This is a genomic window from Chungangia koreensis (genome assembly GCF_042651785.1).
Taxonomy (GTDB): Bacteria; Bacillota; Bacilli; order Bacillales_A; family Planococcaceae; genus Chungangia; species Chungangia koreensis.
Genome location: NZ_JBHSEC010000012.1, coordinates 47570 through 56098 on the forward strand (window position 1 = coordinate 47570; position 8529 = coordinate 56098).

Annotated in this window: 12 protein-coding genes and 1 rRNA gene; 1 reads left to right on the forward strand and 12 read right to left on the reverse strand. The window is 43.9% G+C overall.

Annotated elements, in window-relative coordinates:
• The first annotated feature begins 102 nt into the window (after positions 1 to 102).
• Positions 103 to 387, forward strand: coding sequence for an AbrB/MazE/SpoVT family DNA-binding domain-containing protein (locus ACFOZY_RS07460; RefSeq protein ID WP_378153921.1), 285 nt, complete (start codon positions 103 to 105; stop codon positions 385 to 387).
• Between the two features lie 67 nt (positions 388 to 454).
• Here ACFOZY_RS07460 and rsmI read toward each other — a convergent pair whose 3' ends face one another.
• The 12 genes from rsmI to rrf all read right to left on the reverse strand — a co-directional run.
• Positions 455 to 1324, reverse strand: coding sequence for a 16S rRNA (cytidine(1402)-2'-O)-methyltransferase (rsmI, locus tag ACFOZY_RS07465; protein ID WP_378153923.1), 870 nt, complete (start codon positions 1322 to 1324; stop codon positions 455 to 457).
• Positions 1321 to 1599, reverse strand: a complete 279-nt coding sequence (locus tag ACFOZY_RS07470; RefSeq protein WP_378153925.1) for a GIY-YIG nuclease family protein — start codon at positions 1597 to 1599, stop codon at positions 1321 to 1323. Before ACFOZY_RS07470 ends, rsmI begins: the two co-directional genes overlap by 4 nt.
• Entirely contained in the window at positions 1583 to 2332 is a 750-nt protein-coding gene (locus ACFOZY_RS07475) for a tRNA1(Val) (adenine(37)-N6)-methyltransferase (protein WP_378153927.1), read from the reverse strand. The genes ACFOZY_RS07470 and ACFOZY_RS07475 overlap by 17 nt, the downstream gene beginning before the upstream one ends.
• Positions 2333 to 2379: 47 nt before the next feature.
• On the reverse strand, positions 2380 to 2739 hold the full coding sequence (gene yabA / locus ACFOZY_RS07480; protein WP_378153929.1) for a DNA replication initiation control protein YabA: 360 nt from the start codon (positions 2737 to 2739) through the stop codon (positions 2380 to 2382).
• A 13-nt stretch (positions 2740 to 2752) separates the two neighbouring features.
• Entirely contained in the window at positions 2753 to 3583 is an 831-nt protein-coding gene (locus ACFOZY_RS07485; RefSeq protein WP_378153931.1) for a PSP1 domain-containing protein, read from the reverse strand.
• Positions 3576 to 4583 carry a DNA polymerase III subunit delta' C-terminal domain-containing protein gene (locus ACFOZY_RS07490; RefSeq protein WP_378153933.1) on the reverse strand — a complete coding sequence of 336 codons (1008 nt, stop codon included), beginning with the start codon at positions 4581 to 4583 and terminating at the stop codon, positions 3576 to 3578. Before ACFOZY_RS07490 ends, ACFOZY_RS07485 begins: the two co-directional genes overlap by 8 nt.
• 55 nt (positions 4584 to 4638) lie before the next feature.
• On the reverse strand, positions 4639 to 5079 hold the full coding sequence (locus tag ACFOZY_RS07495; protein WP_378153935.1) for a YaaR family protein: 441 nt from the start codon (positions 5077 to 5079) through the stop codon (positions 4639 to 4641).
• A 17-nt stretch (positions 5080 to 5096) separates the two neighbouring features.
• Positions 5097 to 5426, reverse strand: coding sequence for a cyclic-di-AMP receptor (locus tag ACFOZY_RS07500; RefSeq protein ID WP_378153937.1), 330 nt, complete (start codon positions 5424 to 5426; stop codon positions 5097 to 5099).
• Between the two features lie 57 nt (positions 5427 to 5483).
• Entirely contained in the window at positions 5484 to 6119 is a 636-nt protein-coding gene (gene tmk / locus ACFOZY_RS07505; RefSeq protein ID WP_378153939.1) for a dTMP kinase, read from the reverse strand.
• A gap of 2 nt (positions 6120 to 6121) precedes the next feature.
• Positions 6122 to 7570 carry an aminotransferase class I/II-fold pyridoxal phosphate-dependent enzyme gene (locus ACFOZY_RS07510; RefSeq protein ID WP_378153941.1) on the reverse strand — a complete coding sequence of 483 codons (1449 nt, stop codon included), beginning with the start codon at positions 7568 to 7570 and terminating at the stop codon, positions 6122 to 6124.
• A gap of 463 nt (positions 7571 to 8033) precedes the next feature.
• Positions 8034 to 8177, reverse strand: a complete 144-nt coding sequence (locus ACFOZY_RS07515) for a hypothetical protein (protein ID WP_378153943.1) — start codon at positions 8175 to 8177, stop codon at positions 8034 to 8036.
• Between the two features lie 257 nt (positions 8178 to 8434).
• A 5S ribosomal RNA gene (gene rrf / locus ACFOZY_RS07520) occupies positions 8435 to 8529 on the reverse strand; the annotation flags it as partial.

Here is an 8529-nt window from a genome sequence, read left to right on the forward strand (position 1 = left end):
TTATTGACGATTATGGTAGGAGTTGGTATGATATTGTACAGACAAGAGAACAATGTCGAATTTTGACGAATCATCGCATAGAATGGAAGGAGAAACTTTAAAATGAAATCTACTGGTATTGTACGTAAAGTAGACGAATTGGGCCGTGTAGTTATTCCCATCGAACTTCGTCGTACTTTAGGAATTGCAGAAAAAGACGCGTTGGAAATTTACGTAGACGATGACAAAATTATCCTTAAAAAATACATGCCAAATATGACATGTGCAATTACTGGTGAAGTTTCTGATGATAACCTGCGTCTTGTAGGCGGTAAATTGATCCTTAGCCCAGAAGGTGCTGAGCTTCTTATCAAAGAAATTCAATCCAACTTAGCAGTAAAAGCTTAATAGATGTACATAAAACTGCCGGAATGAGAAATTCATTCCGGCTTTTTTTCGCCTTTTTCAGTTAAAGTTATTCCACATGGTATTCTTGATAAACATCCCTCTTGCTTATTCCACGAATGGCCGCTACCTCTTTTATCGCTTCTTTTGAAGTTAATCCTTTCATCTCCATCACTTGTTCGACATGGTTTGTTAAGGTAAGATCTGACCACCACAAATCCGGGCTTTCCTCTTCACCTTCGAAACCTTTTAATACGATGCAAAATTCCCCTCGTATTTCTTGTTCGGTAGCCCATGTCAGAGCCTCACCTACTGTACCTCGAAGAAATTCCTCAAATTTCTTCGTCAATTCCCGAGCGAGGACAATTTCCCTTTCACTTCCGATCACCTCATCCATATCCTTTAACGCTTCTTTTAGTCGGTGAGGTGCTTCATAGAACAGAAGGGTCTCTTTTTTAGTCTTTAATAGTTCAAGTTCGCTCTTCCGTTCCTTCTTTTTTCTTGGCAAAAACCCGTAAAATGTAAAGGGTTGGGAAGGCAAACCGGATGCAATCAGCGCACTTAACGCTGCATTTGCTCCAGGAATCGGGACTACTGGAAAACCTGCAGCAATCGCTCGCTGCGCAATATCCGCTCCGGGATCTGATATACATGGCATTCCGGCATCGCTCACAAGAGCTACATTTTTCCCCTCTACCAAAGCCTCCATAATCCTATCTCCACCCGTTAGCAAATTATGTTCATGATAACTAAATAAGGGTGTCTGAATTTCAAAATGATTGCACAGTTTTTTCGTATTTCGTGTATCTTCAGCAGCAATCAGGTCTGCCTCCTGAAGAGTTCGGATGGCACGGAACGTCATATCCTCCAGATTTCCGATGGGTGTAGCAACTAAATACAGGATTCCTGTCGTTCCCGCAAAACTGTTCTGTGATTTCATTCCGCTTCCGCTCCTCTCTGATGCTCGGCAATATATCGAAGTTTTGCTGTCCGTGACAGTTGTTTAAAGGCGTACTCCGCTCTCATCGCTTCCGTTTTTGTCTCGTGCATTTCAAAATAGATGCACGTCACCGGCGTCCTCGGACGCGTGTATTTGGCGCCTTTACCTTCATTATGGGTCTTAACCCTCTTCGTTAAATCATTCGTATAGCCTGCGTATAATGTACCGTCAGCACATTTCAGTACGTAGAAAGTATGTTCATTCTTCTGTTCCATAGAGCATGATTCTCACTTCATCTGTATATTCCCCTTGTTCATCGTATACGTAAAGAGGCGGTTCAATCTTTAAATCCGGCTTTCCGTCTTTAATTCCTTCTATTAATAATGTATTCGCTTCCCTGCCCATTTTCGGATACACGAAACGGATCCTTTTCGGCTCGAGTCGATTAGCTCTCATCGCTTCTACAATATCGATTAATCTTCCAGGACGGTGGACGAATGCGGCCTTACCGCCTTGTTTCAATAGTTGGCTTGCTGCACGTACAGCTTCCTCCAACGTTAAATGAATCTCGTGCCGCGCAATCGCAACATGTTCTTTTAAATTCTTTTCACTTGCCTCATGAGCCGGAAAATAAGGAGGATTGCAAGTGACAACATCGTACTTCTCAAACCCAAGCATTTTCGGACTTTCCTTCACATCGCCCTCCACTATCGAAATCCGTTCGTCCAGTCCATTATACCCTACGCTTCGTTTTGCCATATCTGCCAGCCGTTCCTGCAACTCAACCCCGATAATCGAAGCGTTCGTCCGGGCACTCAAGAAAAGAGGGATTGCGCCATTTCCTGTGCAAAGATCGACAATATTCCCTTTTTGGATTGGCACGTAAGCAAATTTTGAAAGAAGCACGGCATCCAATGAAAATGAAAAAACAGATGGGCTTTGAATGATCCGCAGGTTTTCGGCGAGCAGATAATCTAACCGCTCATCTCCTATTAATAATTCTTCCATAGTACCTCCTAACTAACAAAAGACCGACACCCCAGAGGGCGCAGTCTTTAAACGTGTTGTTTATTCAAAAAGGAAAGGCAGAACAAGCAGTCCTCGCCTTTACGGGTGCCCCCGAAATGGACATTGCAAACATGGAACCCTTCCTGGTACAGACGGGCAAGGTTGTCATAACCTTCCCCGATGTCCATTGGTGTGCCCTTTTGTTTGCGGGCATGTTCTTCCGCTTCCTTTTCCTTCAATAGAATGTCATCCAGTCGCTGGCGCAAGTGATGGTTCTCTAATTGCAGCGAATGATTTTCCTCCATCATATGAGCCACTACTTCTTTTAAACCTGAAAATTGCTTCTGGATGGACTCCAAGCTTTGTTCAAATTCCATGACCCGGTCCAAGAAGTTCTGATCCTTCACTACCATCACCGCCTTATTGTTCTGCGAGTTGAACGACTTTGTTGTTGTTTTGGATGATTTCCTCAAGCGTGTAGTCTAATACGCGCTGCTGCTCTGTCAATTCAATCTGCAGGACATGTTCTAAGATATTCATGCCAACCACTTTACCAGGTCCGTCTGGTGTTTCGATCCGATCACCTAAATCAGGCATCATCTCTTTAGCTGCTTCATACTCATCATTCTCGTACTTCAAACAGCACATAAGACGTCCGCAAAGTCCAGAAATCTTCGATGGATTGAGTGATAAGTTCTGATCTTTCGCCATCTTAATAGAAACCGGTTCAAAATCCCCTAAGAACGTTGAGCAACAAAGCATTCTGCCACAAGGCCCAATGCCTCCGAGCATCTTCGCTTCGTCTCTGACACCGATTTGCCGAAGTTCGATCCGTGTACGGAAGACAGAAGCAAGATCCTTCACCAAGTCACGGAAGTCAACTCGTCCTTCTGCTGTAAAATAGAAGACGACCTTGTTCCGGTCAAATGTATATTCCACATCGACAAGCTTCATCTCGAGCTCATGATCGACTATTTTTGCTGTTGCCAGTTCAAATGCCCTTGCAGCTTCTTGCCGGTTTTCTTCTACCTGCTCCCGGTCTTCAACAGTTGCAGGCCTGACTACTGTACGCAACGGAAGTACGACATCATTCTCATCGACCGTTTTCACAGGGATGACAACCTTACCGTATTCAACACCGCGTGCCGTTTCGACTATGACATACTCATCTTTCTCCAATGGGTATGATAATGGATCAAAATAATATATTTTACCCGCTTTTTTGAAGCGGACACCTACTACATTATACAAAGGTACTTCCCTCCTGCAAATTCAACACAAGTTGCTCGATCAGCAGCGTCCGATTCATATTTCGCTGCAAGTGTTGTTTTGCGTTTAATATCGCATCGAGGCGATCAGCCAGTACTTCATAAGTTAAATGAAGTGCCAACTGCTTCCATAATACCATGTGATCAGGATATGTAATAGAGCTTTCTTTCCCAGTTTTCACCGAGATGATGTCTTCATAAGCGAACAAAAGAAGATCGAGGCCTTTTTCCGTGTCTTCTTTCTCTTTAAACACGGGGAGCCATTCTTCCTGTATAAAAAGTAATGCTTCATGGACATCTTTTTCTATTACTTCTACTAATTTTAACACTGTTTTTCGAGCCTGTGCAAATGACTCCGAATTCGCTAATTCTACCGCCTCATCCATATTCCGAGTCATTTTGGAAACGGAGGATGCCATCGCTTCTGTCATTCCATTCTCCTTAAGCTGACGAATCATTTCTTTAAGTGGCAATGATCGAAGACCTATATGCTGACACCGGGACTGAATCGTCGGTAAAATCGCCTGATAACGATCCGTTAAAAGAATTGCCGTGACTTCTCCTTCAGGCTCTTCCAAAAACTTAAGTAGCGTATTCGATGCTGCTATATTCATACGGTCCGCTTCATGCAAAACATATACTCGCTTGCCCGGTTCCAGACCGGTTTTATTCATCGAATAAATCAGTTGTAAAACTTGGTCTTTCTTAATATCTTGTCCATCTGGAAAGATTTCCAAAACATTTGGATGATTGCTCGACTTCAATAACCTACATGGCCGGCATGTTTCACATGGAACATTTTCAAGCGGGGCTTCACAGAGTATTAACTGAATAAGGAAGCTTGAAATCGCCTCTTTTCCGGTGCCTTTTTCTCCTTCTATGGCATAGGCATGAGCGACCCGCTTCTTAGCAAATGAAGATTGTAATCTTTTCATCGCAAGCGGCTGAAGCTGATGCAGTTTTTCAATTGGCCACTGTTCCATTCAACCTTCCCACCTTTTAAAAATCCCGTGCTCCTTTTGGGAAACACGGGGTTCATTATGTGTATAGATTAATGAGTAATCCTTTTATTTCTCCGATTCTCTCCAATAACTCAAGAGAATCCTTTTCCTGATCCAGTAAATCTTCCGCAAGTTCCACCAGCTTCTCATCAATGGTTTCTACAATCTTCAAACGCCGTCCTTCACCGAAGCGATTCCATGTGTGGGATTGCTTTAAGCCGATTCCCGAGGAAACCGCCTCTTTCATGAAGCGTTTAATGAGCATTTTAAATTTAGCAAGGTCCCGAAGGTTACGGGAACGTGCAATTTTGTCGCCGGCTGCGGAAATATCGCCTAATAACCGTGTCAGCTGTTCGTTCTGAAGCTTCTGGTCCTGTTTGACGACCATCTGGCCGAAGCGGGCTGAAGCTTGTGCCGTTGGATGTTGCTCTTTTCGGATCTTGTCGACCCCGACGCGCACATCCTGGTTGATTTTCATGTTGGGTTTCCTCCAGCTTAGAAGTGATGGAATTGTTCAATCGGCATGATGAATACTGTTGCTCCGCCGACTTCAACTTCCACCGGGTACGGGATATAAGAATCCGCATTCCCGCCCATTGGGGATACAGGAGCGACCATTTGCTCACGCGATCGGCAATTATCCTTTATTAATTCAAGGACCTTTGGAACGAGCTGGTCTTCTGTACCAATCAGGAATGTTGTATTCCCTGCTCGTAAGAAACCACCGGTACTTGCCAATTTGGTAGCTCTGAAATTACCTTTCGTTAATGCATTGGATAATCTATTACTATCCTGATCCTGCACAACCGCGATGACTAACTTCATGGTCACTCCTCCTAAGTTTTGATTATCTTCCATTATAACACGAATTTCTGCACTCTATCATCCATTTGTTACAGCTTTTACTGCAGAGTAAGCTGATTGGATAACCTCTTCAAGTGGTTTAGATGCATCAATGACAACCATACGGTCAGGATAACGCTTTAACACCTCTTGGTAACCTTCACATACTTTTTGATGAAACGAGATGCTCTCACTATCCAGTCTATTCACTTCTCTACCCTTATTCCGAACGATGCGTTCAAGACCGATTTCAGGATCTATATCAAAGAAAAGCGTTAAATCCGGCATGGTTTGACCGATGGCAAACTGATTAATCGTTAATACTTCATCAATGCCGAGACCTCTCGCATAACCTTGATATGCGAGTGAGCTGTCGATGAACCGGTCACATAGTACTACTTTACCCTCTTTTAAGGCAGGTTCAATCTTTTCGACGAGATGTTGCCTCCTTGCGGCTGCATAGAGTAAAGCCTCAGTCTTTCCATCCATCTCTTCATGTTCAGGATTTAGGATGATCTCGCGGATCCTTTCAGAGATTCGAATCCCGCCAGGCTCCCTTGTAGTAATTAGGTCAACGCCATCCTCAGAAAGCATAGCAGCCAAGTGGTGAAAGACCGTCGTCTTCCCCGCCCCTTCAGGCCCTTCTATTGTAATGAAAAATCCATTCTTACTCATATTTATTCCTCCGATGTCTCTTTTACGACTAAGATGTTCTTCTCTTTCAATCTGTGTTCTCCCTGTATGGTTGCTCCTGTTGCAATATAGTCCTCTAACATTTCCAAATGACCCATCGTAATTTTTTCACCAGGAACGATAAGTGGAATTCCTGGCGGATACGGCGTGATTGCACCCGCAGCAATCCTGCCCATGGAACGCATATAAGGGATCCATTCCTTTTCTTGTCGATTAATTTCCACAAATGAAAGGACGGGCTCTGATATGTTGTTTTGCTTTGCAGCATGATGTAATTCCATTTCATTTATAGGCAAGAGCATTAAATGATCTACAGCAGATTTGATGCATGACCGGATTTCCGCAAAAGGGTAAGAGTGCGCAGCTTTCAATAAAGGCAGAATGATCAAGACTTGGTACGGATCTGCTAATTCAACAAACACCTTTTCCTTCTCCAAAGCTGTCTGTAATTGATAACCAGATTTCCCCGGAACACGCAGCAATAATTTTAATGAATCATTCGGTTCAATCACTTCAAGCTTTCTGATGGTTTTTAAACCTTCCACGAATTGGCCTCTTCTTTGAAGGAACGTATGCATATCATGCTGCGTGAAGGAAGATAAATATGCACGGGCATCGTCTAACGACGCCATCAGTAAATAGGAAGGGCTGCTCGATTGTAACATTCTCAAATAATGGTTCAAACGCTCTATATCGACCAATGCTGAATTGACATGGAGGAAGGAACCCATCGTCATAGCAGGCAGCGTCTTATGTGCAGATTGGACGACAAGATCTGCACCTATCGATAAGGCCGACTGTGGAAATAGGTCAGACGCCTGTAAATGCGCTCCATGCGCTTCATCTACCAATAGAGGGATATTCGTCTGATGGCAAAGATCACTAATTGCCTTTAATTCTGTCGATACAACTCCGAAATATGTAGGATGAGTCAGAATGACCGCCTTTGCATCAGGATAGGTATGTATCGCTTGCTCAATCGTATCGAAAGAAACATGGCCTGCAGTCTTTGTCTGTTCGTCCCAATCAGGAGCAACATATATCGGAAGTGCTCCGGCCAGCTCCAATCCATGAAAAATCGACTTATGGGCATTTCGCTGAACAATAACCCGGTCACCCGGACGACATACTGTGTAAATCATGGCTAAATTCCCGACCGTCGAGCCGTTTATAAGGAAGAAACTCCGTTCAGCCCCGTAGGTTTGTGCTAATAATTCTTCCGCCTCTTTAATCGCCTCCTCAGGATGATGAAAATCATCCAACCCATTCAGTTCAGTAAGGTCAAACCGCATAACCTCACGAAACACAGGAGGAAGCTGGGAAAGCGATCCGTGCTTATGCCCCGGCACATGGAGTGAGTGATTCTGTTGGCTGTAAAAATGTTTCATCGCGTCAAAGATCGGACGTTTAATCAAAAAATATCCCTCGCTCATGATTTCAGTGCCTCTATTATACATGAGTAGACTGGATTCGTGTGAGGTAAGGGTAATGCGGGAGGAAATTAAAGAGAGATGATTGAACAAGTAGATTCAATTTCAGTTTGAGAGAGGATTATTTGCGAATTCAGGGGATTTATTTGTGGATCGATGATGTGTATTTGTGAGTTTGAAGTTCCAAGTCACATAAAAACGCACTAAGAGTAGTGAGGAAATGGAGCTTACCTTCACTTTTTTAGTTTACTTGCAAGTTTGTCGTGTTTACTTGCAAGTTTTTGTCGATTACTTGCAAGTTCGATTGATTTACTTGCAAATGTTTAATATCACTATAGATGAGGTCTCTCCCGTTTCTTTTTCTGTCGAGATTAATCGAAATACTGTCCAGTTTACCCCTTTTACTGTCCAAAGGAAGTGAATTACTGTCCAATTAGAAAAAGATTAAAAGAATGTGCACTTTCTTTCACTCCTTCTTTTCTTTATACAACAAAAAAACCGCTACCAATCGGTAACGGTCTTCGTATGGCCCAGCGACGTCCTTCGACATCCTTGGATGGATGAGTGCCGGCTGCCCAACAGGACGTTGCTTCTGCTGCCGGCCTCTCACAGGGGGAATCCCCCAACTACCATCGGCGCGCGAGCTTAACTTCCGTGTTCGGGCTGCGAAACCAGATGGACGACGGATTTCTTTGTCAGCCGCAGTCGCTCGGTTCTCGCGTATATCATACGCTCCGAGCCTCTCTTCTTTGCTTCCGCGAACTCCTTGTCCCTCTGTTTTCTCGCAATCATTCTCTACTTTATTTACCTTCGGTAAATCTTAATTAAATAAAAAAACCGCTACCTGTCGGTAACGGTCTTCGTATGGCCCAGCGACGTCCTACTCTCACAGGGGGAATCCCCCAACTACCATCGGCGCTGAAGAGCTTAACTTCCGTGTTCGGTATGGGAACGGGTGTGAC

Bases quoted from the DNA above. Each gene is read 5' to 3' on its own strand.
- ACFOZY_RS07460 (WP_378153921.1), top strand. From the start codon at position 103: ATGAAATCTACTGGTATTGTACGTAAAGTAGACGAATTGGGCCGTGTA.
- rsmI (WP_378153923.1), bottom strand. From the start codon at position 1,324: ATGAAATCACAGAACAGTTTTGCGGGAACGACAGGAATCCTGTATTTA.
- ACFOZY_RS07470 (WP_378153925.1), bottom strand. From the start codon at position 1,599: ATGGAACAGAAGAATGAACATACTTTCTACGTACTGAAATGTGCTGAC.
- ACFOZY_RS07475 (WP_378153927.1), bottom strand. From the start codon at position 2,332: ATGGAAGAATTATTAATAGGAGATGAGCGGTTAGATTATCTGCTCGCC.
- ACFOZY_RS07490 (WP_378153933.1), bottom strand. From the start codon at position 4,583: ATGGAACAGTGGCCAATTGAAAAACTGCATCAGCTTCAGCCGCTTGCG.
- ACFOZY_RS07495 (WP_378153935.1), bottom strand. From the start codon at position 5,079: ATGAAAATCAACCAGGATGTGCGCGTCGGGGTCGACAAGATCCGAAAA.
- ACFOZY_RS07500 (WP_378153937.1), bottom strand. From the start codon at position 5,426: ATGAAGTTAGTCATCGCGGTTGTGCAGGATCAGGATAGTAATAGATTA.
- tmk (WP_378153939.1), bottom strand. From the start codon at position 6,119: ATGAGTAAGAATGGATTTTTCATTACAATAGAAGGGCCTGAAGGGGCG.
- ACFOZY_RS07510 (WP_378153941.1), bottom strand. From the start codon at position 7,570: ATGAGCGAGGGATATTTTTTGATTAAACGTCCGATCTTTGACGCGATG.